Here is a 25801-nt window from a genome sequence, read left to right on the forward strand (position 1 = left end):
TTTGGCCCCCCAAAAAATCTCGGCCCCGCCACTGCTGCCCCAGCAGCACCCGGCCAGCACCCCACTGCTGCCCCATCTGCAACACCCGCTCAAAAACCTAATAAAAACCTTATATTTCAATAGCTTAACAACATGGCACAGTCCCTGCTCTAGCTCTCCCCAACAACGCTTTACATACGGGGAGATCCACCATGCACCAGCTCAATCCACTGGCCCGCCAGATCAGCCTGGCGCTGCTGCTGGCCGGCACCGGCAGCCAGGCCATCGCCGCCAACGAAGACACTAAAAACGAACCGGCTCTGGAAACCGTCACCGTCACCGCCCAGCACCGCGAACAGACCTTGCAGGAAGTACCGGTGGCCGTATCAGCCATCAAAGGCACCAGCATTACCGCCGATGGGGTGCGCTCGATGGGCGACATCACCACCTTCGTGCCCAACGCCTCGGCCAAGAACCCCGACGGCGACGGCCGCCCACGTTGGTATATCCGCGGCCTGGGCACCGGCGACACCGGCGCGGCAACGGTCTTCCCGGTGGGCATCTACGCCGATGACGTCTACCTCAACGCCCCCATCGCTGGCGGCGGGCCGCTGTTTGACCTGGAGCGCATCGAAATCCTGCGTGGGCCACAAGGCACCCTGTATGGCAAGAACACCACTGCCGGTGCAGTGAATGTGATTTCCAGGAAACCCACCTTCGACACCGACGGTTACGGCACCGTAGGCTTTGGCAGCAAGAACGAACGCATCGTTACCGGTGCCATCGGCGGCGCGTTGGTGGACGAAAAACTGGCCGGGCGAGTGGCGCTGTATTCCGAGGAGCGTGACGGCTTCCAGAACAACGACTTCGACGGCAACACCTATGGCGATGTGAACAAGAAAGCCATCCGCCTGCAGTTCCTGGCCCAGCTCAACCCCGACCTGGACGCCCTGCTCAAGGTGCACAGCCGCCAGTTCAAGGGCGACGGCAGCAATGGTTCGCTGCCCGTGGGCCGCTACTACAACGTCGGCTACGAACGCCCGCATGGCCGCGACATCTCGCTGAACGTCAACGAAGACTACCGCCTGGACCACGATGGCGCCTCGCTGACGTTCAACTACTACCTGGGCGACTACACGCTGACCTCGATCAGCGCCTACGACTACATCCGCAACCGCTCCACCAGCGACGCCGACTACACCCCCTACGAGGTCAACGGCGCGTCGATCACCGACAACAGCTATCGCCAATGGTCGCAGGAGCTGCGCCTGGCCTCGCCGGAAGACCGCCCGCTGCACTGGCTGCTGGGTGCGCACTACTTCCACGAAGACCTCGACAGCGCGGCACAGCGGGTGGTAACCCCCGGGCCGACGCCAAACGGTACCGGCTCGAACCAGGTGGGCACCACGGCGTTGCGCGATATGGGCTTCGATCACCGCACCGACAGCTACGCGCTGTTCGGCAACCTGACCTACGACTTCACCGATGACTTCAGCGTCACGGGCGGCCTGCGCTGGACCCAGGAGAAAAAGGACATCGACCTGGACCTGGTGCAGCTGACCCGCGCCACCGCCAACGGCCCGCTGATCCCGCTGGCGGGCGTGGGCACCAACGGCAATCGCCAGGAAGACAAGACCTGGGAAGCCTGGACCTACGACCTGACGCCCGAGTACCGCATCAATGACAACCTGCGGGTGTTCTTCCGCTACGCCCACGGCTTCCGCTCGGGCGGCTTCAACACCGGGCTGTCGACCAGCCTGGCGCAGCTGACCACGGTCGACCCGGAAGAGCTGGATGCCTACGAGCTGGGGCTGAAGTCGGAGTGGTTCGACCGCCGCCTGACCGTCAACGCCAACCTCTTCTACTACGACTACTCCGACATCCAGGTAAACCTGCTGACGGTGAACAACGGCGTGCTCACCACCGCACTGACCAACGGCGCCAAGGGCAAGGTCAAGGGTGCGGAACTGGAGATCGAAGGCCAGCCGACCGAGCGCCTGCACCTGCGCGCGGCGGTGTCGTTCCTCGACACCGAATACACCGACTTCAAGAACACCAACCCCACCACTGGCGCGGTCACCGGCGACTACAGCGGCAACAGCTTCGTGCGTTCGCCGCGCAACGTGGTGTCGCTTGGCGCCGACTACACCATTCCATTGGAAGTGGGCGGCAAACTGGTGGCAGGGGGCGACGTGAGCTTCCGTGACAAGGAGTACTTCCTGGCCGACCGCCAGAGCAGCGCCGACGAAACCCTCAGCCAGCCGCACTACACGTTGGCCAACGCCCGCCTGAGCTGGTTCAGCCACGACGACAAGCTGAGCGTGACCGGTTTCGTCAACAACCTCACCGACCGCCGCTACCAGGTGCACGGCCGGCCCAACGGCACTGCCGGGCAGTACGTGATCACCTACGGCGACCCGCGCACCGTCGGGCTCAGCGTTACCAGCCGGTTCTAGGTTGCCCTTTCCGGCCTTAGCGCCGGCAAGCCAGCGCCCACAGGTACAGCACAGGGCCTGAAATGTGTGGGGACCTGTGGGAGCTGGCTTGCCGGCGATAAGGCCAGCACTGCCAATACATCATTCAGCAGGAACACCCCATGCCCCACCACAACCCCTTGGCCAGCGCCATCGCCCTGGCCATCGCCGGCCTCGCCGTGCCCGCATTCGCCGCCGAACCCGCAGACCGCCTCGACACCGTGGTCGTGGTCGGCACCCATCGCAGCGACGTCACCGCCCTGCAAAGCGCAGCCCCGGTCGATGTGCTGAGCGGTGAAAAACTCCAGGAAACCGGCGCCAGCGACCTGTCCGCAGCACTCACCGCGCTTTCGCCCTCGTTCAGCTTTCCGCAGTCGCCCCAGGGCGCCTTTGCCGGTTCCATCGCGCAGGGCGCCTCGCTGCGCGGCCTGGCTTCGGATCAGGTGCTGGTGCTGGTCAACGGCAAGCGCCGCCACACCAGTGCCAACGTCACCCGTCAGGGCCTGGTCAACGCCCGTGGCGCGGCAGCCGTGGACCTCAGCCTGATCCCGCTGTCGGCCATCGAACGGGTAGAAATCCTGCGCGATGGTGCGGCCGCCCAGTACGGCTCGGACGCTATTGCCGGGGTGATCAACATTGTCCTCAAGGAGCGCGACGAAGGCGGTAACGCCGGCTACCGCTTCGGCGGCTACAAAAAAGGCGACGGCCTGCAGCGCAAGCTCAGCGGCTGGAAGGGCTTTGCCTTGCCCAACGACGGCTTTCTGACCCTGGCCTTCGACGCCGGCAGCCAAGACCCTGCCAGCGACACCCGCGACGACAACCGCCTGTTCTACCCCGGTTCCACCCGCATCGATACCCCGCGCGAGCAGAACAACCGCTACCGCAACTGGCGCTGGGGTTCGGGCAATGTCTCGGACCAGTACAACTTCACTGCCAACGCCGAAATGGGTTTGAGCGAGGGGCTGAGCGCCTACGGTTTCGCCACCTATGCGCACAAGAATACCGATGCAGAGAACTTCTTCGACCCGCCCACCACACTGCGCAACAACTACGGCAGCGTAGCCCTGGCGCGCTACCCGGACGGCCGCCTGCCGGTCACCCGCTACGGCCTGGAAGACGTTGCCGTCACCGGGGGCTTGCGCTTCGAGGACCAGGCCCTGGGCAAATTCGACCTGGCGCTCAACTACGGCGACAACCGGGTCGACTCCACCGACCGCGACGCCATCAACCCCAGCTGGGGCAGCGCAAGCCCCTCGACCATCTACACCGGCCGCCGCGAAGCCGACCAGACCAACCTGACCCTGGACTGGACCCGTGACTTCGCCAACGACTGGCTGTTCAAGCCGTTGACCGTTTCCGCCGGGCTGGCCTGGCGCCAGGAACACTACGACCTCAGCGAAGGCGACGCCGCCGGTTGGTCCAACGGGCCGCTGTTCAATACGATCGACCCCATCACCGGCCGACGCATCCCTGGCTACTACTCGGGCATCACCCAGGTCGATGCCGTGTCACTGGACCGCCGCGTGATCGGTGCCTACTTCGATGTCGAAGCCCAGCTGACCGAAAAATTCCAGGCCGGCGTGGCCGTGCGCAGCGAGCATTATTCGGACTTTGGCGATACCACCAACGGCAAGCTGTCGCTGCGCTACGACTTCACCCCGCAGATCGCCGCACGCGCCAGCGCCAGCACCGGCTACCGTGCGCCTTCGCTGGTGCAGAGCGGGCTGTCGTCGTTCAGTGTGCAGGTGGTGGAACAGCCACCGGGCAGTGGCAACTGGGTCGAGGTGCAGCAACGCACCCTGCGCGCCGACAGCCCAGAGGCAGCCTTGCTCGGAGGCAAGGCGCTGAAACCGGAAGAGTCGACCAACTTCTCCGTGGGCCTGGTCTGGCGGCCATTGCCTAACGCCTCGGTCACACTCGACGCCTACCGTATTGACATCGACAACCGCATCACCCTGTCCGACCAGTTGCCTGCATCGGTGGTAGGCCCGATCTTCGCCGGTACGCCCTACGCCAACATCCAGAGCGCGGCGTTCTATACCAACATTGCCGACACCCGCACCGACGGTTTCGAGCTGGCAGGCCATTACCAGCTGGATGCGGGCCGCTGGGGGCGCGTGGATTTCAACGGCGGTTACGCGCGCAACAACACCCGCATTACCGGGCTGGACGATGTGGGCAGCATCCCCGGCAACCAGATCATTGGCCGCAACACCCAGGGGCTGATCGAGGATGGCACGCCCGAGGACAAGCTGACCCTCAGTGCCAACTGGCTGTATGACGGCTGGAGCGTCACCGTGGCCCAGCGCCGTTATGGTGAATGGAAGAACCGCAACGCTGCCAACCCCACGCTGGACCAGACCTTCAGCCCGCAGTGGGTGACCGACCTGGACGTGTCGTACCGCTTCGACCTGGGCCTGACCTTGTCGGCGGGCGCGATCAACCTGTTCGACAGCCACCCGGACAAGCTGGAAGGTGCGCAGCTGTATGGCGTGCCCAAGTATTCCATCACCAGCCCGGAAGGGGCGCAGGGGGCGTTCTACTACACCAGCGTGAGTTACGACTTCTAGCTGAAACCAGGTTGTCTTCTTCGCGGGCTCGCCCGCTCCCACAGGTACTGCACAGGTTCGCAGACGGGTGCCATCCTGTGGGAGCGGGCATGCCCGCGAAGAATCCAGCACCGATGCTGCTGACTGACTGCTGCTGTAGCAGCACCTCGCTGCTGCTCAAGCATCACCCTCGCCCTCCAGCCCCGCAATACGGGGCTCCCGCCCCCTGGCACAGCTCTTGCGATACACCTTTACCTTCTGCTTTCCCAAGGCCAGCCATGCGCGTGCTCCCTCATCTTTCCTGGTTCATCTCCCCCTTGGCCCTGCTTACCTGCTGGGCGGTGGTGGCCAATGCCGGGCTGTTTCCGGCCAACCTGCTGATCCCGCCGCTGGAGGTGTGGCACAGCCTCACCGACCTGCTGGCCACCGGCGAGTTGCAAGAGCACTTGGCTGGCAGCCTGTCGCGACTGGCCCTGGGCTTTACCGGCGGCGCACTGGCAGGCCTTGGTTTCGGCGCGGCGCTGGCCTTGTCGAAGACCGTGGAGGCCTACTGCGCACCGCTGTTCCACACCCTGCGCCAAGTGCCCAGCATTGCGCTGATCCCGATGTTCGTCCTGCTGTTTGGCGTGGATGAAACCTTCAAGGTGGTCATCGTCGCCAAGACTGCGTTTTTCCCGGTGGCACTGGCCACCTGCGAAGGTATCCGCGCCATCCCACGCAGCCATTTCGAAGTGGCGGCGGTGTACCGCCTGCGCTGGCCCACGCTGGTAGGCCGGATCGCCCTGCCCGCTGCGGTGCCGGCGATCGTCACCGGCATACGCGTGGCCCTGACCCGCGCCTGGGTGGTGCTGGTGGCGTGCGAGCTGCTGGCAGCCGACAGTGGCCTGGGGCAGATGATCGAGATGGGCCGGCAGATGCTGCGCATCGACGTAGTCATGGTTGGCGTGGTGCTGACGGGGCTGATCGGTTTCACCCTGGACTACACCCTGCGCCGCGTGGAACGACACTTGTCCGCCTGGCAAAGCCGTTGAGGAGGCTGTGATGAAACGAGCTGATTTGCGTGGCCTGGTACTGCCACTGTTGCTGCTCGGCGCCTGGGAGTACGCCTCGCGCCAAGGGGCGGCCGGGGCCTATGCGTTCGTGCCACTGGCGCAGGTGGGTACGGCACTGGCCGAACTGCTGGGCAGCGGCGAATTGCTGGTCAACCTGTGGGCCAGCCTGTTGCGCACCTGCAGCGGCCTGGCCATCGGCATGGTCGGCGGTGTCGGTCTGGGTGCGTTGATGGCCCTGTCCACACCCGCCAACCGCCTGATCGCGCCGCTGTTCCATGCCTTGCGCCAGGTGCCGATGCTGGGCTGGATCCCGCTGATCGCCTTGTGGCTGGGTAACGGCGAAGGCGCCAAGCTGCTCATCGTAAGCCTGGCAGCGTTGTACCCGATGGTGCTCAACACCTTCGAGAGCCTGCGCCAGGTTGCAGGCCAGCACCGCGAAGCGGCACGGGTGCTGATGCTCGGCCGCTGGCAGCAGCTTTGGCTGATCCTGTTGCCCGCCGCACTGCCAGGCATTGCCGCCGGGGTGCTGCAAGCCTTGGCCTTCGCCTGGGTTACCTCAGTGGGCAGCGAGCTGTTCCTGTCTGCCGGGGCCGGCCTGGGCAGCCTGATGATGAACGCCGAAGCTGCGGCGCGCATGGAGATCATTGTGGTCTGTGTGCTGTGCATCGGCCTGAGTGGCTACCTGATGTCCTGGCTGTGCACCCTGCTCACCCGCCGCCTGCTGCGCTGGCGCACCAACCATTGAAAGGCCCGACCATGAACGCCATCGCTCACGCTTTACCCACCACCGCCAGCACTGGCGCGCTGACCATTCGCGGCCTGAACAAGGCGTACCCGCTCAAAGGCAAGCATGTACCGGTGCTCGAAGGCATCGACCTGGACATCCGTCCTGGCGAATTCGTCAGCATTGTCGGCGCCAGCGGCTGTGGCAAATCAACCCTGCTGCGGCTGATCGTCGGCCTCGACCAGGACTACCAAGGGCAGATCCTGCTAGACCGGCAACCCGTGCGCGGGCCGGGCCTGGAGCGCGGTATCGTGTTCCAGGACCACCGCCTGTTCCCGTGGATGACCCTGCAGCAGAACATTGCCCTGGCCTTGAAAAACCATGCGCTCCCCGCAGAGGAGAAAAACCGCCTGGTAGCCGAGCACATCGAACTGGTGGGGCTGAGTGGTTACGAGCAGGCCTACCCGCACCAGCTGTCCGGTGGCATGGCCCAGCGCGCGGCAATTGCCCGGGCGTTGGTGAACAAGCCCAAGGTGCTGTTGCTGGACGAACCGCTCGGCGCACTGGATGCCTTGACCCGGGTACGGTTGCAGCAGGAGCTGCAGCGCATCTGGGTGCAGGAACGCTGCACGGTCATCATGGTGACCCATGACATCGAGGAAGCACTGTACCTGGGTGACCGGGTGCTCGTCATGGATGCGCACCCGGGGCGCATTCGCGAGGATTTGCGTATCGACCTGCCACACCCGCGCCAGCGGGACAGCCAGGTGTTGCAGGGGTACAAGCAGCGGTTACTGGGCGAGCTGGTGGGGCATTGAGCGCGAACGGTACTGTGCCTGGACCTCAACAAGAAGCTTCGCACACGCACCGAACACGTCGACCAGCGTATCCTCAAGCAATAGCTGCGTCCTTGAAGTTCAGGCTATGATCGGGCCCTATGCCTCGGACGTCCTGCCCATGCGCGTAGACCTTCAAGCCTTGTACCCCAGGCTCATCCACCTGATGCTGGACACCGTGTTCGTGGTCGACAGGGACAACCAGATCGTCTTCATCAGCGATGCCTGCCCATCAGTGAATACACGCAAATTCACCCACAGGGGCACCACCATGCATGACCCTGAAAGCACCCTGCTCGACAGTTGGCAACACAACGCCCGGGCCTGGATCGACGCCGTGCGCAGTGGCGCCATCGAGAGCCGTCGGCAAGTTACCGACCAGGCCATTTTGCTGACCATCCTTGGCCGCCAGCCCGGACGGGTGCTGGACCTGGGCTGTGGTGAGGGCTGGCTGCTGCGTGCACTGGACGACCGCGGTATCGAAAGCGTGGGCGTCGATGGCGACCGGGCACTGGTAGAGGCCGCGCGCGCTGCGGGCTCGGCCGAAGTGCACCTGGCCAGCTATGCGCAGCTTGCCAATACGCAGGTTTATGTGGGCAAGGGCTATGACCTGGTCTGTGCCAACTTTGCGCTGTTACACCAGGACATCATCCCGCTGTTGGCGGCGATGAATGAGTTGCTTGTGCAAGGAGGGGCGCTGGTGATCCAGACCCTGCACCCCTGGAGCGTGGCGGGCGGTGACTATCAGGATGGCTGGCGAGAGGAGTCTTTTGCCGGCTTTGCCGGGGACTGGCAACCGATGCCGTGGTACTTCCGGACTTTGGCCAGCTGGCTGAATGCACTGGACATGGCCGGCTTGCGGCTGGTCAGTTTGCAGGAACCACAGCACCCGCAAAGTGCGGTGCCGCAGTCGCTGTTGATGGTGGCTGAGCGCCCCTGAGGCATACACGCTCGGTGCAGGAGCAGCCTTGCGCCACTCCTGCACCGACCGCGTCGGGGTCAGAGGACCGGCTTGCGCGCCGCGCCGCTGCGGGCCTTGGCCATGGCCGCCAGGCGCACCGGGACGTTGGCCGCACCGTAACCGGCATAGCCGCCCTTGCGCTGAATGATCTCGAAGAAGAAACGGTCCTCGAACGGCTCGGTGTACACGTGGAACAGCTCGCCGCCCTGAGCATCGCGGTCGTACAACACGTTGTAGTACGCCAGTTCGCTGAGGAACTCGTCATCAAAATCGAAGCGCGCCGCCAGGTCGTCGTAGTAGTTCAGCGGGATTTCCAGCAGCGGTACACCTGCCAGCTTGGCACGCGCCACTTCACGGAAGATATCTGCACAATCGAAGGCGATGTGATGAACCCCCGAGCCACGGTAGCTGGACAATGCATGAGCGATGGCGGTATTGCGGTTTTCCGAGATGTTCAGCGGTAGGCGCAAAGTGCCGCACTGGCTGCGCAGGGCGCGGCTCTTGACCAGGCCATACGGGTCGGGCAGCACCACTTCGTCGTCGGCGGCGAAGCCGAACAGGCTCTTGTAGAACAGCACCCAGCTGTCCAGCGATTCGGCTGGCAGGGCCAGGGCCATATGGTCGATGCGGCGCAGGCCGCCAGTGGCCGCTGCATCCTTGTCCAGGCTGAAATCGGTGTCGTACAGGGTGTGGCCAGCGGTGCCCTGCTCTACCAGGTACAGCAGGCTGCCATCCGGCGCACGCACCGCCGGCACTTCGCACTCGTTGGGGCCGACCAGGCCGCGGAACGGCTGCCCGCGGAAGGCCGTGGCACGCTTCAGGGCGGCTTGCTGGTCGTTGACCCGCAGCGCGGTGGCGCACAGCGACGGGCCATGGGCCTCGAAGAAGTTGTGGCCGAAGGAGTACGGTTCGGCGTTCAGGACAATGTTGATATCGCCCTGGCGCAGCAGTTGCACTTCCTTGCTACGGTGCTTGCCGGCTTCGGCAAAACCCAGGCGCTTGAGCCAGCTGCCCAGGCGCGCCCCAACGGCTTCGTCGACTGCAAACTCAAGGAACTCCACGCCGTCATAGGTACTGGCCGCTGGTGGAGTGAACAGCACGCCAGGTTCGATCGGCGTGTTTTCCTGCTCCAGGCGCAAGCGGGTCTGTTCTTCGAGGTACAACAGCGACCGCAGACCATCGGCGGCATTCTGCCGGGTGGGCGCGGCGCGGAAGCCATCGTTGAAGATTTCCAGCGACAGCGGGCCGCGGTAGCCAGTGGCAAGAATCGGCGCCAGGAAACCGGCCATGTCCATTTCGCCCTGCCCCGGGAAGCAGCGGAAGTGACGGCTCCATTCCAGCACATCCATGGCCAGGATCGGCGCGTCGGCCATTTGCACGAAGAAGATCTTGTCGCCTGGGATGTCGCGGATCGCGCTCGGGTCGCCCTTGAGCGACAAGGTGTGGAAGCTGTCGAGGATCACCCCGAGGGCCGGGTGGTCCGCCTGGCGTACCAGGTTCCAGACTTGCTGGTAAGTGTTGACGTGGCGGCCCCAGGCCAGGGCTTCATAGCCAATGCGCAGGCCACGTTTGCCGGCATGCTCGGCTAAAAGGCGCAGGTCGTCGACCAGCAGCTGTTCGTCACCCAGGGCATCGGCCTGAACGTTGCTGCACACCAGCACCAGGTCGGTACCCAGCTCTTGCATCAGGTCGAACTTGCGCTCGGCGCGGTCGAGGTTTTTTTGCAGGCGGTCGCGACGGCAGCCTTCAAAGTCGCGGAACGGCTGGAACAGGGTGATGGCGATGCCCAGATCGGCGCACATCTGGCGCACCTGGCGCGGGCTGCCAGCGTAATAGAGCAAGTCGTTTTCGAAGATCTCGACGCCGTCAAAACCGGCGGCGGCGATGGCTTCGAGCTTTTCCGGCAGGGTGCCGCTCAAGGACACGGTAGCGATCGAACGCTGCATGGCGGGAGTTCCTTGTTGTTAGAAAATGACGGTGCCAGTCGGGTAAAAAAACCACTGTCACAGTTTATGGCACGATCAATTATTCGCAGGTAAAGTCGTCGCTTCAATCCCTTTGTACGGAATGGTTAGTTTTGCGTTCGATTATCGCACAAAACCCGTTTTAACGAATTGCTAGACCGCTGGCCCGTGGTCAACATGGACCACAGACGCAGGCATACCGACCACTGCCTCCTGCCCTGGCTAACCAACGGCGGAACCTGCGCAAACAACAATAACAACGGAGACAACGATGGCTCACTCCAGCTCGCAAGCCAAAAAAGCGACCGCCAGTGGATGGATAGGCTCGGCACTCGAGTACTACGACTTCTTCATCTACGCCCAGGCCGCTGCACTGATCTTCCCACAGATCTTCTTCCCCAATACCGACCCGAAAATGGCCATCATCGCCTCGCTGGCCACCTACGGTGTGGGCTATCTGGCGCGTCCGGTCGGTGCCTTCGTGCTGGGCCACTGGGGTGACACCCGCGGGCGCAAGAACGTACTGCTGCTGTGCATGTTCCTGATGGGCTTGTCGACCATGGCGGTAGGCCTGCTGCCCACCTACCACGACATCGGTTACCTCGCGCCAGCCTTGCTGGTGGTGCTGCGCCTGATCCAGGGCTTTGCCGTGGCCGGGGAAATCTCCGGGGCCAGCTCCATGATCATGGAGCATGCGCCGTTCGGTCGAAGAGGCTACTACGCCAGTTTCACCCTGCAAGGCGTACAGGCCGGCCAGGTGCTGGCGGCGGCAGTGTTCCTGCCACTGGCTTACTTCATGCCTAGCGAAGCCTTTACCGAATGGGGCTGGCGCATTCCGTTCCTGATGAGCGCCATCGTGCTGATCGCAGGCTTCATCATCCGCAAGGAAGTGCATGAAACCCCGGCATTCGTGAAGGAAGAGAAGCAGGAAAAGGTTGCCAAGTCGCCCATCAGCGAAGCCTTCCGTCACAGCTGGAAGCACATGGTGCTGGTGATGTTCATGGCCTTGATGAACGTGATTCCGGTGGTGGCCACCATCTTCGGCGCAGCCTACGCGGTGCAGCCGGCCTATGGCATCGGCTTCGACAAGAGCGTGTACCTGTGGATCCCGGTGGTCGGCAACATCGTCGCGGTACTGGTGATTCCGTTTATCGGCAACCTGTCGGACAAGATCGGCCGTCGCCCGACCATGATCGCCGGCTGCCTGGGCTCTGGCCTGCTGGCCTTCGTTTACCTGTATGCGATCAGCATCCAGAACGTGCCAATGGCATTCGCCGCCTCGATCGTGATGTGGGGCATGGTGTATCAGGGTTACAACGCGGTGTTCCCAAGCTTCTACCCAGAGCTGTTCCACACCCGCTACCGCGTTTCGGCCATGGCCATCGCGCAAAACATCGGCACCATGCTGACCGCCATGCTGCCCGCGCTGTTCGCCCTGGTTGCACCGCCTGGCTCGGACAACATCCCGCTGGTGGTCGGTAGCCTGGCGTTCTTCATCACCTGCGTGTGCGCCCTGGCCGCTTACATTGCCCCGGAAACCCACCGCCTGGCGATGGAAGACCTGGGTAACCCGAACGCCAAGCCGATGGAAAAGGCAGCGTATGAGGCGAGCCGCAAGGGTAGCTTTCAGGCGGTGAGCCACTGATAGACCGCCGGGGCGCTTCGCGCCCCATTCGCGGCACAAGGCCGCTCCCACATTGACCGCATCGCCTTCAAGCCATGCGCCATACCCGTGGGAGCGGCCTTGTGCCGCGAATGGGCCGCAACGCGGCCCCGGCAATCTCAGCCTTCAACCACTTCTTGCAGTCGCTTCCAAAGCGTCTCGACATGCTCCCGCTCAGTCGGCAGCGCCCCCACCGACACCCGCACCATCCATCGTCCGTCCAGCGTCGCCGGCGTCACATACGCATCCCCGGAGGCATTCAACCGCTCGGCCCACCCCTTGGTATGCGCATCCAGCGCCTCCCCTTCCAGCCCCGCCGGCCGATGGCGAATGCACAAGGTCTGCAATTGCACCGGTGCCAGCACTTCCCAGTGCGCCGCAGCCCCAACCTGCTCCGCCAGCCACCGGGCATTGTCCAGGTCACGCCGCAACCGCGCCTGCAACGCTTCAACACCCTCGCTGCGCAACATGAACCACAGCTTCAACGCGCGGAACCGGCGGCCCAGCGGGATGCCCCAGTCACGCAGGTTTTTCACCTCGCCATCCACCGCCGATTGCAGGTAGCTGGGGTTGGTGCTCATCACCCGGATCAGATGCTGCGGATCACGCACGTAGTAGATCGAGCAGTCAAAGGCCACACCCAGCCACTTGTGCGCATTGACCACTACCGAATCGGCCAGCTCGATGCCGTCCCACATCCAGCGGCATTCGGGCAGGATCATCGCCGAACCGGCCATGGCCGAATCCACATGCAGCCACAGGCCATGGGCCTGGGCGATCTCGCCAATCGGGCGCAACGGGTCCAGCGCAGTGGTGGTGGTGGTACCGGTAGTAGCCACTACGGCGCATGGCTGGTTACCCGCTGCCAGGTCTTGCTCAATGGCTGCCTGCAGCGCCTGCGGGCGCAGGGCGTAGCGTTCGTCGGTGGGGATCAGGCGAATATTGTCGCGACCAAAACCCGCCAGCAACGCGGCCTTGTCCACCGAGCTGTGAGCGTGGGCGCTGACGTAGACGATCAGGGGTTTGGCCTGGGCTTGCAGCCCACCGCGCACCAGTGCGTAGTCGCTGGCGCGCTCGCGGGCGCTGATCAGCGCCACCAGGGTGCTGGTAGAGGCGGTGTCCTGGATCACCCCGCTCCATTGGCCCGACAGGCCGAGCAACTGGCGCAGCCAGTCGAGGGTGGTTTCCTCCAGTTCGCTGAGTGCGGGGCTGGACTGCCACGACAGGCCTAGCACACCCAGGCCGGTGCTGAGGAAGTCGCCGAGTACCGAGGACAGAGTACCGTTGGAGGGGAAGTAGCCGTAGAAGTCCGGATGCTGCCAATGGGACAGGCCGGGCATGACCAACCGGTTGACGTCGTCGAGGATGGCTTCGAAGGGTTCACCTTGCCGGGGAGCGGTGTCGGGCAAGGCGGCCTTGAGGTAGCCGGGCTCGACCTGGGCCATGACCGGGCGCTCGCCAACGGTCTGGCGGTAGTCGGCGATCAGGTCAATCAGTTGGTGGCCGTACTGGCGGAATTGTTCGGGGGTCACGTGGGCTCTCCTGTGGGTAATCCACTGCCTGTACTGGCCTCTTCGCGGGTAAACCCGCTCCCACAGGTACTGCACCAAGTTCGAGAACGGTGCAGTACCTGTGGGAGCGGGTCTACCCGCGAAGAGGCCGGAACAGGCAACACAATGCCCCCAGTCTAGGCACCTATCCCCCGGCGAATAACCCCGCCTTGCGCATACCTGCTATGGCAAACCCGCATGCCCGCCCTGCACGCCAAACTGCGACTGACGCCACAGCTCGAACACCCGGTTGCGCAACCAGCGATGCTCGGCCGAAGCCTGCAGCCGCTGGTGCCACACCACCCAGTAGCGCTGGCTATGCTCGATAAAGCCCAACGGCCGCCAGGCCAGGTCATGCAAGCGGCACAGTTGCCGGGCGATGTGCTCGGGCACGGTGGCCACGGCCTGGCTGTTGGCAACGACCTTTACGGTGGCGGAAAAAAACGGCACTTCCAGGCTGACACGCCGCTGCAGGCCTTGGGCGCGAAGGTGACGGTCGATGAAACTGTCCTTGTCGCCACCGCCAGAAATCCGCACATGCTTGTGCGCCAGGTAATCGGCCTGGCTGAGCGAGGTGTGGGCGGCCAGCGGGTGATCGTGGCGCATCAGGCACACCGCGCGGTCCTCACCCAGCAAGCGCCCGTGCAGGTTGGGTGGCGACTCGTCGAACAAAGTGGTTGCCAGGTCGATTTCGCCGCTGGCCAGCAACGCATACTGGCCGGCCTGCCAGGTACGGTACTCCAGCGATACGCCGGGCGCTTCGCGTTCCAGCGCGGCCACCAGTAACGGCAGCATGTGCTCGGCCACGTAGTCCGAAGCGGCCAGGCAGAAACGGCGCTCACAGCGCGCTGGATCGAATACGGCGGGCTGGCGCAGGGCGTGCAGTTCTTCGAGGACCTGGCGTAGCGGTTCAACCAGGGCTTCGGCGTATTCGCTGAGTACGTAGCCGCGGCCTTGGCGAACCAGCAACGGGTCGTCGAAGGCTTCGCGCAGGTGGGCCAACTGGCGGCTGAGGGCCGACTGGCTGACGCCCAGGCGCTCGGCGGCGTGGCTGAGGTTTTTCAACTGCAGCAAATGGTCGAGGGTGCGCAGGTGGGCGAGGCTGAGGGAGGCGAAGGTGGGGTTCATGCAGGCTGCCTGCGGTGGCATTCAAGGGCCTATTCGCGGGCTCGCCCGCTCCCACAGGTTCACTGCTGTGCCGGAAGCTGCGGTGAACCTGTGGGAGCGGGCAAGCCCGCGAAGGGCCGCAAAGCGGCCCCGGATACACACATTAGTCAGTGAGGCCGACGTAGACGTTCTGCACGTCATCGTTCTCGTCGATCGCTTCGAGGAACGCTTCAACCTCAGCCAGTGCTTCAGCACTCAGGCTGGCTGCGCTCACCGGGTTCTTCGGGGTATAGCCGATTTTCGCCGCGGTCACGGTGAAGCCGTGCTCCGGCAGGGCCTTCTGCACGGCATCGAGGTCAGTGGTGTCGGTAATGAACAGGGTCGAGCCCTCTTCTTCACCTTCTTCGAAGTCCTGAGCGCCGGCTTCGATGGCCGCCATTTCCGGGTCGGCGTCACCTTCCGGGGTGGCTTCGATCAGGCCGACGTGGTTGAAGTCCCAGGCCACCGAGCCGCTGGCACCCAGCTGGCCCTTGCGGAACAGCACACGGATTTGCGCGACGGTGCGGTTGACGTTGTCGGTCAGGCACTCGACGATCAACGGCACCTGGTGCGGCGCGAACCCTTCGTAGGTTACTGCCGAGTACTGCACGGCATCACCGTCCAGACCAGCGCCCTTGCGAATCGCCCGCTCCAGGGTTTCACGGGTCATCGAAGCCTTCTTGGCTTGCACGATGGCCAGGCGCAGGCGTGGGTTCATGTCGGGATCGGCGCCCGATTTGGCAGCGATCTGGATTTCCTTGGACAGCTTGCCCATGACCTTGCCTTTGGCATTGGCCGCTGTTTCTCTATGTTTGGCTTTCCACTGTGCGCCCATGTCGACTCTCTTGTTTCAGCGGCCGGTTCAGGAAGCGACCGGCCAAAAGTGGGGGCATTTTATACGCCCTCGAGCATGGGATCGACAAGAAATCTCATCAGCCTTTATCGGCTTTGCCCGCCGCCGCCGCAAACCGCGCCAGGCGCACATCCAGGCGACGCGGCCGCAAGCCGTGATCCTCGGCGCGCTCCTTGCGACGGATGGCATTGCGCACCATCAGCGAGCCCAGGTAGCGGATCGGTTCGGGCGGGAACAGCCCCAGCGGCCCCTTGACCAGCGGCGAACGGGTCCACGGGTTATCCAGCCCCAGCGCCAGCGACGAAAGAATCTGCCCGCCCATATGACACGGGCCAACGCCGCTGCCGGAGTAACCAAAGCCGTAGAACACGTTGCCCTGACCGTCCAGGCGACCAAAGAACGGCAAGCCGGTCACCGAACGGTCCGACGGCCCGTTCCAGCTGGCCGCCAATGGCACCTCGGCCAAGGCCGGGAAAAACTCGCCAAGGGTTTCGCGCAGCAAGGGCCGGTACGGCGAAGGCTGGTCGAATACCGGCAGCATGCGCCCGCCATACGCGAAGGTGTTGCCGCCCTTGCCGAGCATCAGCCGACCATCAGAGGTGTTGTGGTAGTAATGCACGAAAATACGCGAGTCGAGCACGCTGATTCCGCTGTCCAGGCCGGTCTGGCCGAGCAGTTCGGGGCACGGCTCGGTGATCACCATGTCGCTGGAAACGATCGCCACACTGCGCTCGAACTGCGGGAAGGCGCGTGCCATCCAGGCATTGAGGCCCAGCACCACGCGGTCGGCGCGCACGGTGCCATGAGCGGTGCGTACCTGCACCGGGGCACCGTGCTCCAGGCCAGTCATGGCTGTGCCTTCATGAATGCGCACGCCGCGTTGCAAGGCCACCCGACGCAAGCCGCGCACCAGCTTGCCCGGCTGCACCGTGGCGGCGGCCGGCGAGAACCAGCCCTCCAGGTGCCGCGCCGAACCCGCCAGGCGCTGCACCTGCTCCAGTGGCAGGCGGCGGAACGAGTTGATCCCCTTGTGCTCCAGCGCGGCGATCACCGCATCGGTGGCGCCTACCTGGGCCGGGTTGGTGGCAGTGTACAACGTGCCGTCCAGCCGAAAGTCGCAGTCGATGCCATTGGCCGCGCAAAACTCGCCGATGCCGGCGATGCTGCGCTCCGACTCGCGCACCAGGCGCACCGCCTCGGCCACGCCGAACAGGCGTTCGAGGGTGAAGTACTTGGCCGACCAGGACAACGCGCAGCCACCATTGCGGCCACTGGCACCGGCGCCGCAGATGTCGGCTTCGATCAGCACCACCTCCAGGGCCGGTACGGCCTCCTTGAGCATCAGTGCCGTCCACAGGCCGGTATAACCGCCACCGACAATGCACACATCGCAACGGGTATCGCCTTGCAGCGGCGGGCACACCGCCTCCTGCGTGGAATCCAGGGCCTGTTGCAGCCAGAAGGGTCTCATTTGCTCGCTTTCCTTTCAGGTACGCAGTGGCTTGATTGCCATGCTGGTATTCGGTGCTACGTCGGTACTTTGTGCATTGCTGGCCGGGCGGCTGTTCCAGTGCGGTAACAGCACCAGCGCCGAGAACAGCGCGCAGCCAGCGAACACGATGAACACCGTGACGCCATCGAAGTAACCGGGTAGCAGCCCGCCCAGCACCGCCCCCACCGAGCCACAGCCGTTGACGAAACCTGCGGCGGTGGCGCCGGCCTTGGCGGTGCCGAAGTCGATGGCTGCAGCACCACTGATCATTGAGTCCGGCCCGTACAGGGTCAGGCCCATGACGAACAGCAAGGCCACCACCAGCATCACGCTACCGGTATGCATGGCCGCCATGAACGCCGCCAGGGTCATGGTCAGCAGCACCAGGCTGATCACGCAGGCCGGCATGCGCCGGGCGCCGAACAGTTTGTCGGAGGCCAGGCCGATCATGATCGGGCCTAGCAACCCCGCCAGTTCGAAGGCGGTCGGGATGATTGCCGCCCCCACCTTGCCCACCGATGGCATCTGTTCGAAGACAATCACCGGCCCCCACAACAGGATGGCGTAGCGCGCCGGCTTCAGCAGAAAGTACGCAAGCCCCAGGGTCAGCACCGTGCGGTTGCGCAGGATCTCCCTCAGCGGTGCCCACACGCTGCACAGGTTGTCCGCCGGGGCCATGCTCTGCGGCTCGGGCTCCACGGCCGGCAGGCCGACATCTTCAGGCTTGTTGCGCTGCAGGAAGAAAAACAGCACGGCCACCAGGGCCACCACTGCGGCACTGGAGAAGAACGCTGCGTGCCAGGTGCCCACCAGGGTATAGGCCCACCACCCCGCGAACGGTGAGGCCACCAGGCCGCCGAAGGCATAGCAGGAACTCCACAGGCCCAATACCCGCCCGCGCTGCGAAGCCGGGAAGAAGCTGCCGATGTTCTTGCACAAGCCGGCCCAGCCGGTGGACTGCGCCAGGCCCTGCACCAGCATGCAGGTGGCAAAGATCGGGAAGGTGGCGTAACTGCCCATCACCACTGCCGCCAGTGCAGAAATCAGCAACCCGCCAAGCACCACCACACGCGGGCCGAAGCGGTCGGCGAGCATGCCCCAGGTGAACTGGCCCACAGCGTAGGCGGCCAGGTAGATGGCGTCGAGGTTGGCCATGGCGGCCTTGTCGAGCATGAAGCCTGGGTCTTCGGCAATGCCCAGCTTGGCTACCGAGAAGGCTTTACGGGTGAAGTAGAAGGCGGCGTAAGCCAGCCAGGTGATGGCGAAAATCTGGATGCGCCAACGTTTCAACGCGGCTAGGGATTGATTCATGTAAGTCTGACCTCTTGCTCAAGTGTGCCGGCAGAATGTGAAGAAACGCCTGTCTTGTTCTTGTGTTACGCACAGCGATGACAAGGCTGTCATCGGGTCAGATGGCGCCGTGTGGGTGCCATGGCCCAGGCGGTACTCGTGGTACCCGCATCGGGCTGACATTCATGGAAACAGTTGCGCTAAGATAAATAAAATCGATTTATCGTATTACACACATAAGCCCAGCTTGTTACTGAGGTCTGTCATGTCGCTTTCCCACGCACAACTGAAGGCCTTCCATGCGGTGGCCGTGCACGGCAGCTTTACCCGCGCCGCAGAAAAGCTGTTCCTTACCCAGCCAGCGGTGTCGGACCAGGTGCGCAAACTGGAGGAGCGCTTCGGCGTCTTGCTGTTCCACCGCAACAAGCGTTCGGTCCAGCTCACTGATCTTGGCGAGCGCTTGCTGGGCATCAGCCAGCGCCTGTTCGCTTGCGAGGTCGAAGCTCAAGAGCTGCTGCACGATTCGCGTGCGCTGCACACCGGCAGCCTGGTGCTGGCGGTGGATGCGCCGGTACACGTGCTGCCGCAGATCGCCCGCTTCTGCCAGCGCTACCCGGGCATCCAGGTGAAAATCGAGACCGGCAACACCGATGAGTCGCTGGCCCGCTTGTTCAGCTACCAGGCTGACCTGGCCCTGCTCGGCCGGGATGTCGATGATGAGCGCCTGCATTGCCTGCCACTGCGCCGCGACCCGATGGTGGCGTTTGTTTCGCATAACCACCCGTGGTCCAGCCGTGGCTCGATCAGCCTCGCCGACCTCGACGACACACCCCTGGTGCTGCGCGAGCCCGGCTCGGTGACGCGCCAGACGCTGGAAGAAGAGATGCAACGAGCGGGTTTGCGGATTCGCCCGGCGATCCAGGTGGAAGGCCGGGAAGCGGCGCGTGAGGCGGTGGTGGTGGGGATAGGCGTGGGGGTGGTCTCGGCGGCCGAGTTTGGCGCCGATGCGCGGGTGTGCGCGTTACCGATTGTGGATTGTCAGCGGCATTTGACCGAGACGCTGGTGTGCCTGAGCGAACAGCGTACGCGCCGGGTAGTGGCGACCTTTTTGCAGATGGTTGAGGAAGGGTTGTAAGCCTGTACCGGCCCTTTCGCAGCGCAAGGCTGCTCCTACAGAGGAATGCGATAACCTGTAGGAGCACCCTTGTGCTGCGAAGAGGCCAGTGCAGGCCACCCGACTATGCTGGGATAACTTCAACCCCCGGGCACACTGACCATGCTCTACCGCCTGGCCGCCGACACCCTGGTCCTGCTGCACCTGGCCTTCATCCTGCTGGTGCTGTTCGGCGGCCTGCTGGTACTCAAGTGGCGCCCTGCCCTGTTCATCCACTTGCCGACCCTGGCCTGGGGCGTGGCGGTGGAATGCCTGCACCTGGGCTGCCCGCTCACCACCTGGGAAAACCGCATGCGCAGCGCAGCCGGGGGCGCAGGCTACCAGGGCGGCTTTGTGGAGCACTACATCTGGCCACTGATCTACCCCGCCGGGCTGACACCGCACATCCAGCTGTTACTGGGCAGCGTTGTGCTGCTGCTCAACCTCGGCGTCTACAGCTACGTGGCCTGGCAATGGCACCGTCCTAGCGGGTAGCGATCACGAACAACCGCGGGAACGGCAGCAGCACCTTGCCATCGGTGGCCGGCGGGTAGTCGCGCTGCATGGCCTGCAGGTACATCTGCAGAAAGTCGCCCTGCTCCTGCTCGTCAAGCCTGGCCAGGTAAGGCCGCAAGGCCGAACCCTTGAACCACTCCACCACCGCTTCGGCGCCACCCACCAAAGGGTGGTGATAGGTGGTGCGCCACACATCCACCCGCGCACACAGCGGGCTGAGCAGGTCGTAGTAGAACGCCGCACCGTGCCGTGGCGGCAACTGGAAATCGGCGAATTTCGCCGCCCAAGGGCCTTGGCTGGCAATCTCGCGCAACTGCCGATGGGCTGGTTCGTCGAGGTTGTCGGGGGTCTGCACGGCCAGGCTGGCGCCTTCACTCAACTGACGCACCAGGTGCGGGTACAGCGAGGCGTGGTCAGGTACCCATTGCAGCGAGGCATTGGCCAGGATCAGGTCTTGCGGCTCTGGGGCGGACCAGCCGGCAATGTCGGCAATGACCGTGCGTACCCGCGGGATGCACAGCCGTTTGCGTTCGCGGGCCTTGTCGATCATGTCCGGGTCGCTGTCCAGTGCCGTCACCTGGGCATCGGGGTAGCGCTGCAGCAGCACCTCGGTGGAGTTGCCCGGGCCGCAGCCCAGGTCGGTGGCGTGGCGCACCGGCCGTGGCGGGATGGCGGCGAGCAGGTCGCGTACGGCACGGGTGCGTTCGTCTTCGAACAGGGAATACTGGTTGGCGGACCAAGCCATGTGGGGCTCCTTTTGGGCGGGCAATGTGCCTAGCATATGCCATCTGTCGACTGTGAGGGCCCTATCGCCGGAACTGACCGCCTATGCGTGAAGTCAGTCCATGTATGCGCCTGCCCATGAAGACCTACATCGCCCTCGCCATCCTGGCCCTGATCGCCGCTGCCGCCCTGCTCGGCTCGCCGTGGATGAACCAGCGCTTCCACATGCCCGCAGAAAAAACCCAGGCCCAACAACGCGAAACGGCCGGGTCCCCAAGGGAGCCGGCCGTTTCCAGGCACGAGTGACGCTTAGTGCTGCTTGCTGCTGCCAGAGCGGATCTGGTGCACCACGCCCATTGCCACCACGACTGCCGCCGCAATACCGGTGGAAATCACCAGGATCTGGTAGTCAGGCATGAAGGCCATGGTGACCAGTGCGGCCACGATGAACGCGATCACCAGGTAGGTCAGCCACGGGAACAGCCACATCTTCAGGCGCACTTCCTTGCCTTCGGCAATCAGCTTGCGGCGCATGCGCAGCTGCGAGAAGGCAATGACCAGGTACACCAGCAGGGCGATCATGCCGGTGGTGTTCATCAGGGTATCCAGCACGTCTTTCGGGCGCAGGGTTTCGCTGAAGTTGATCAGCGCACACACCACGGCCACGGCGCACGAGCCCATGATCGCGTATACCGGTACACCGGTGCCGGCGCGGGTGATTTTGAAGAACGACGGCGCATCACCCCGTTGGGCCAGGGAGAACAGCATGCGCGAAGCGGTGTAGTGGCCCGAGATCAGGCAGCTGCTCACCGAGGTCAGCACCACGAAGTTCATCAGCAGCTCGGCATACGGCACGCCCAGCAGTTCCAGGGTACGGCGATAAGCGCCATAGCCGGAAACACCCAGGTGCGGGTCGTTCCACGGTACCAGGCAGACGATCAGGAAGATCGAACCGACGTAGAACAGGCACACACGCCATACCACCGAGTTGGTGGCCTTGACGATCTGCGCGGCCGGGTCCTTGGCTTCGGAAGCGGCGATGGTGACGATTTCGGCGCCCAGGAAGGCGAACATCACCCCAAGCAATGCACCGATCACGGTGGTGATGCCATTGGGCATGAAGCCTTCGGCGGTGAGGTGGCTGATGCCACGCACTTCACCAAACTGCCAGACGTTCATCACGGCAGCGGTACACACGATCAGGAAGCAGACAATCGCGATCACCTTGATCAAGGCGAACCAGAACTCGAACTCACCGTAGTGCTTGACGTTGAAGAAGTTGACGGTAATCAGCAACAGGGTCGTGGCCAGCACGAACACGTTGACGCTGACATCCGGGAAGAAGCCATGCAGGATCTTGCCCGCCACATAGGCTTCCCAGGCCATGAGGATGACCCAGTACCACCAGTACAGCCAGCCGATGGTGAAACCGGCCCAGCGGCCAATGGCGCGGTCGGCGTAGGTGGAGAACGAGCCGGTGTCTGGCGAGGACGTCGCCATTTCACCCAGCATGCGCATGATCAGTACCACCAGGATGCCGCCCGCCAGGTAGGCCAGGACAGCGGCTGGGCCGGCGCTGTGGATCACGCTGCCGGAGCCGACGAACAAGGCGCCGCCAATAACCCCGGCGATCGACATCATCGTCAGGTGGCGCGACTTCAGCGAGGCACTGAGCTTGCTCTCGTGCCCGCCTTTCGCGGTGGTGGTTGTGGATGTTGCGTCCATCAGTTGTGTACCCCGTGCTTCTTTTTATCCAAGGAAAACCGTGAAACCCCGATGGCTGGCGGTTTCACCTGTACATCAGTGCTAATGCGGGCAGGATGGTGTGAGCGAACACACGCAGGCCCTCCATGGCGGCCTGCTGACGCGCCCCAGGACGACTGCCTGAAGCGAACTGAACATGCTTTATGTGGCGATATCCGACACCTAATGTAAAAATGTCCGACGCAGAGAGCCATGCACAGTGGCATGAATCTCGCACTGCACTGTACAGGTCGCCCATGCAGTACACCCTGCAAACGCCAGGCGATACGCACCCTGAAGGCCCCGAATGTTCGAATTACATCCAGACTCCCCCACCCCGCTGGTCAACCAGATCATCGACGGGTTGCGTGAGTTGATCGACAACCAGACCCTCAAGCCGGGCGCCAAGGTCCCGTCTATACGCGCCTTTGCCGCGAGCTATTCGGTGAGCACCTTCACCGTGGTCGAGGCCTACGACCGCCTGGTCGCCCAGGGGCTGCTGGTGAGCCGTGGCAATGCGGGGTTCTTCGTCAACCGTGCGGCGGGCGAAATGCTGGACCGGCACACTACCGAGGCCGACGCCAGTCGACCAATGTTCAACTCCGAGTGGTACCTGCAGCAGATCTTCGAGATCCGTCAGTTGCCCTACAAACCGGGGTGCGGCTGGCTGCCCAACGACTGGATGTACGAAGACGGCCTGCGTCGCGGGCTGCGCCAGGTGGCCGGCAGCCCACTGGAACTGTCGGGTTACGGCGACCCCATGGGCCTGATGGAACTGCGTACGCTGACAGCGCAGAATTTGCAGCAAGAGCTTTCCATCGTCGCCAACCCGGCACAGCTGATGCTCACCCACGGTGCCAGCCAGGCCCTGGACCTGGCCGCCCGCACGCTGGTGCGCCCAGGCGATGTGGTGCTGGTCGACGACCCTGGCTACCCCAACCTGATGAGCATCCTGCGTACCCAGGGCGCAACCCTGGTAGGCGTGCCACGCACCCCGGCCGGTTACGACCTGAACCAGCTGGAGCAGTTGCTCACCCACCACCGCCCGACGGCGTTCTTCACCCAGCCGCACCTGCACAGCCCGACCTGCTCACGCACACCGCTGCCGCAGTTGCACCGCCTGCTGCAACTGGCCAGCCAGCACGGCTTCCGCCTGGTGGAAAACAACCTGTACGCCGACATGGTCACCGAACCGCAGCCATGCCTGGCCAGCCTCGACCACCTGCAGCAGGTGGTGTACGTGGGCAGCTACTCCAAGAGCATCTCGCCCAATGTGCGGGTCGGCTACATGCTGGCCAACCCCGAACTGATGCAGAAGCTGCTGCACCTGAAGATGCGCTCAGGCCTGACCACCTCGCAGGTGATGGAGCGTGTGGTATACGCCGCGATCATCGACGGCCGCTGGCGCAAGCACCTCAAGCGCCTGCGCCAGCGGCTGGCCGAGGCGCACCAGGAAGTTGGCCGGCATCTGCATCGACTGGGCTTCGAACTGTTCACCGAATCGGATGAAGGCATGTACATCTGGACCCGCCACCCGGCGATTCCGGACAGTGCCGCATTGCTGGATGATGCGCTGGAGAAAGGCATCATGCTTGGGCCTGGGCAGTTGTTCATGGTCGATGCCAAAGCGACCGGGTGGATGCGCTTCAATGTGGCGTTCAGTACGGACCCGGCGATGTGGGAGTTGCTGGAGAAGGTGTTCGTCAAGCATGTGCGAAGGGGTGGGATGTAGTTCGCCACGACATCCTCAGCGTGGGTAAGGTTTGCAGGAACTTGTGGGAGCGGGCTTGTCCCGCGAAGGGGGCCTGGCGATGCATGGCACCGGCTTTGCCGGTGTTCGCGGGGCAAGCCCGCTCCCACAGGGTCCCCCTATTCAATGAGTTATGTCGACACGGCCTGCCCGTGCCAGCACAGCGTTCAGCAGTACATCCGCGCCCTGTCGGGCATCATCAGGCAGCACGTCCTCAGCCTCGTTGTGGCTCAGGCCACCGACGCAGGGGATGAACACCATCGCCGTCGGGCAGTACCGCGCCAACAGAATGGCATCGTGACCCGCCCCGCTGACAATCGATTGCTGCGCATACCCAAGGCCATCCACCGCTTGCTGCACGGCAGCCACGCAGTCGGCATCGAACGGGGTCGCCGGGCTCACCCAGTGGCGCTCGATACGCACTTGCAGGCCGCGCTGGCTGGCGATGGCTTGCAGCTTCAGGGTCAGCTCGCGCTCCATGGCTTCGATGGCCTCGTCGCGGTGATGGCGCAGGTCGACCGTGAACTGCAGCAGGCCGGGAATGGTGTTGCGCGAAGACTTGGCAATGGAGAGCTCACCTACGGTGGTCAGGCCTTGGGGGGAAAAGTCCGCTGCCAGTTGCTCGACCGCCTGGATCATCCGCGCAGTGCCGTACAGCGCATCCTTGCGCAGCAGCATCGGCGTGGTGCCGGCGTGTGCCGCCATGCCCTCGACCGTCACGTCCAGCCAGCGGATAGCCTGGCCACCACTGACCACGCCAATGGCCTTGGCGTTGTCTTCAAGGATCGGGCCTTGTTCGATATGCGCCTCGAAATAGGCATCCACCTCGCCGCCCAGCGGGCGTTGGCCGGCGTACCCGGTGCGGTGCAGTTCATCGGCGACGCTGACGCCATCGGCATCGCGAATGGCCAGCGCCTCGGCCAGCGCGAGGTTGCCGGTGAACACCGCCGAGCCAAACATGGCCGGGGTGAAGCGCGCGCCCTCCTCATTGGTCCATACGGCAATTTCCAGTGGCTTGCGGGTCTGGATGTTCAAGTCGTTCAGGCGGCGCACCACCTCCAGGCCGGCCAGCACGCCATAGACGCCATCGAAACGGCCTCCTTCGGGCTGGGTGTCGAGGTGGCTGCCCATCATGACCGGGGCGGCATGCGGGTCACTGCCGGCACGGCGGGCGAACAGGTTGCCGATGGCATCTACCGACAGGCTAAGGCCCGCTTCGCGGCACCAGTGGCTGAACAGTTCACGGCCGGCTTTGTCCTCCTCGCTGAGGGCCAGGCGGCAGTTGCCGCCGCGGGCGGTGGCGCCGACTTCGGCCATGGCCATCAGGCTCGCCCACAGGCGTTCGCCATTGCTTTTCAACATATGCGGGTACTCCAGAATAGT

Annotated in this window: 20 protein-coding genes; 11 read left to right on the forward strand and 9 right to left on the reverse strand. The window is 64.0% G+C overall.

Annotation, left to right across the window (positions count from 1 at the left end; genetic code table 11):
- Window positions 1–191 precede the first annotated feature (191 nt).
- From AC07XM_RS21760 to AC07XM_RS21785, 6 genes are all read left to right on the forward strand, one after another.
- Entirely contained in the window at window positions 192–2435 is a 2244-nt protein-coding gene (locus AC07XM_RS21760) for a TonB-dependent receptor (RefSeq protein ID WP_016486034.1), read from the forward strand.
- Between the two features lie 140 nt (window positions 2436–2575).
- A complete protein-coding gene (locus tag AC07XM_RS21765) occupies window positions 2576–5023 on the forward strand; it encodes a TonB-dependent receptor plug domain-containing protein (protein ID WP_016486033.1) in 2448 nt (815 codons plus the stop codon).
- 257 nt (window positions 5024–5280) lie between these two features.
- Complete coding sequence (locus AC07XM_RS21770; RefSeq protein WP_060518762.1) at window positions 5281–6033, forward strand: ABC transporter permease; 753 nt, start codon at window positions 5281–5283, stop codon at window positions 6031–6033.
- Window positions 6034–6043: 10 nt separating this feature from the next.
- Entirely contained in the window at window positions 6044–6799 is a 756-nt protein-coding gene (locus tag AC07XM_RS21775) for an ABC transporter permease (RefSeq protein ID WP_016486031.1), read from the forward strand.
- A gap of 11 nt (window positions 6800–6810) precedes the next feature.
- A complete protein-coding gene (locus AC07XM_RS21780; RefSeq protein ID WP_016486030.1) occupies window positions 6811–7596 on the forward strand; it encodes an ABC transporter ATP-binding protein in 786 nt (261 codons plus the stop codon).
- A gap of 289 nt (window positions 7597–7885) precedes the next feature.
- Window positions 7886–8554, forward strand: coding sequence for a class I SAM-dependent methyltransferase (locus tag AC07XM_RS21785; RefSeq protein WP_102689970.1), 669 nt, complete (start codon window positions 7886–7888; stop codon window positions 8552–8554).
- A 59-nt stretch (window positions 8555–8613) separates the two neighbouring features.
- On the opposite strand, the gene quiC is transcribed toward AC07XM_RS21785, so the two are convergent.
- Window positions 8614–10521, reverse strand: coding sequence for a 3-dehydroshikimate dehydratase QuiC (quiC, locus tag AC07XM_RS21790; protein ID WP_060518764.1), 1908 nt, complete (start codon window positions 10519–10521; stop codon window positions 8614–8616).
- Window positions 10522–10810: 289 nt separating this feature from the next.
- Here quiC and AC07XM_RS21795 point away from each other — a divergent pair, with 289 nt between their 5' ends.
- A complete protein-coding gene (locus AC07XM_RS21795) occupies window positions 10811–12184 on the forward strand; it encodes an MFS transporter (protein WP_016486027.1) in 1374 nt (457 codons plus the stop codon).
- Window positions 12185–12321: 137 nt separating this feature from the next.
- On the opposite strand, the gene AC07XM_RS21800 is transcribed toward AC07XM_RS21795, so the two are convergent.
- The 5 genes from AC07XM_RS21800 to AC07XM_RS21820 all read right to left on the reverse strand — a co-directional run bounded on the left by AC07XM_RS21800 (window position 12322) and on the right by AC07XM_RS21820 (window position 18554).
- Entirely contained in the window at window positions 12322–13734 is a 1413-nt protein-coding gene (locus AC07XM_RS21800; protein WP_016486026.1) for a DOPA decarboxylase, read from the reverse strand.
- Window positions 13735–13935: 201 nt separating this feature from the next.
- Window positions 13936–14880: a LysR family transcriptional regulator gene (locus AC07XM_RS21805; RefSeq protein ID WP_095114843.1), complete on the reverse strand. Its 945-nt coding sequence runs from the start codon at window positions 14878–14880 to the stop codon at window positions 13936–13938.
- Between the two features lie 142 nt (window positions 14881–15022).
- Window positions 15023–15733 carry a YebC/PmpR family DNA-binding transcriptional regulator gene (locus AC07XM_RS21810; protein WP_016486024.1) on the reverse strand — a complete coding sequence of 237 codons (711 nt, stop codon included), beginning with the start codon at window positions 15731–15733 and terminating at the stop codon, window positions 15023–15025.
- A 97-nt stretch (window positions 15734–15830) separates the two neighbouring features.
- Window positions 15831–17222 carry an FAD-dependent oxidoreductase gene (locus AC07XM_RS21815; protein ID WP_102689969.1) on the reverse strand — a complete coding sequence of 464 codons (1392 nt, stop codon included), beginning with the start codon at window positions 17220–17222 and terminating at the stop codon, window positions 15831–15833.
- A gap of 15 nt (window positions 17223–17237) precedes the next feature.
- Window positions 17238–18554, reverse strand: a complete 1317-nt coding sequence (locus AC07XM_RS21820) for an MFS transporter (protein ID WP_016486022.1) — start codon at window positions 18552–18554, stop codon at window positions 17238–17240.
- 244 nt (window positions 18555–18798) lie between these two features.
- Between AC07XM_RS21820 and AC07XM_RS21825 the strand changes: the two genes are divergently transcribed.
- Window positions 18799–19668 (forward strand): LysR substrate-binding domain-containing protein, encoded by an 870-nt coding sequence (locus AC07XM_RS21825; RefSeq protein WP_023048826.1) that lies wholly within the window; start codon window positions 18799–18801, stop codon window positions 19666–19668.
- Window positions 19669–19809: 141 nt separating this feature from the next.
- Window positions 19810–20181, forward strand: coding sequence for a DUF2784 domain-containing protein (locus AC07XM_RS21830; RefSeq protein ID WP_102689968.1), 372 nt, complete (start codon window positions 19810–19812; stop codon window positions 20179–20181).
- On the opposite strand, the gene tam is transcribed toward AC07XM_RS21830, so the two are convergent.
- The gene (gene tam / locus AC07XM_RS21835) at window positions 20171–20947 is read right to left on the reverse strand and encodes a trans-aconitate 2-methyltransferase (protein ID WP_016486020.1); all 777 of its coding nucleotides are present in this window, start codon (window positions 20945–20947) and stop codon (window positions 20171–20173) included. The genes AC07XM_RS21830 and tam overlap by 11 nt on opposite strands.
- 104 nt (window positions 20948–21051) lie before the next feature.
- On the opposite strand from tam, the gene AC07XM_RS21840 reads away from it, so the two are divergent.
- Entirely contained in the window at window positions 21052–21231 is a 180-nt protein-coding gene (locus AC07XM_RS21840; protein WP_016486019.1) for a hypothetical protein, read from the forward strand.
- A 3-nt stretch (window positions 21232–21234) separates the two neighbouring features.
- Here AC07XM_RS21840 and AC07XM_RS21845 read toward each other — a convergent pair whose 3' ends face one another.
- Complete coding sequence (locus tag AC07XM_RS21845) at window positions 21235–22650, reverse strand: amino acid permease (RefSeq protein ID WP_016486018.1); 1416 nt, start codon at window positions 22648–22650, stop codon at window positions 21235–21237.
- A gap of 325 nt (window positions 22651–22975) precedes the next feature.
- On the opposite strand from AC07XM_RS21845, the gene AC07XM_RS21850 reads away from it, so the two are divergent.
- Window positions 22976–24400 carry an aminotransferase-like domain-containing protein gene (locus AC07XM_RS21850; RefSeq protein WP_016486017.1) on the forward strand — a complete coding sequence of 475 codons (1425 nt, stop codon included), beginning with the start codon at window positions 22976–22978 and terminating at the stop codon, window positions 24398–24400.
- A gap of 141 nt (window positions 24401–24541) precedes the next feature.
- Here the strand turns inward: AC07XM_RS21850 and AC07XM_RS21855 are convergent, their stop codons facing one another.
- Window positions 24542–25780: a Zn-dependent hydrolase gene (locus AC07XM_RS21855; RefSeq protein WP_102689966.1), complete on the reverse strand. Its 1239-nt coding sequence runs from the start codon at window positions 25778–25780 to the stop codon at window positions 24542–24544.
- Window positions 25781–25801: the final 21 nt, after the last annotated feature.

Source organism: Pseudomonas sp. GW460-LB5, assembly GCF_059423245.1.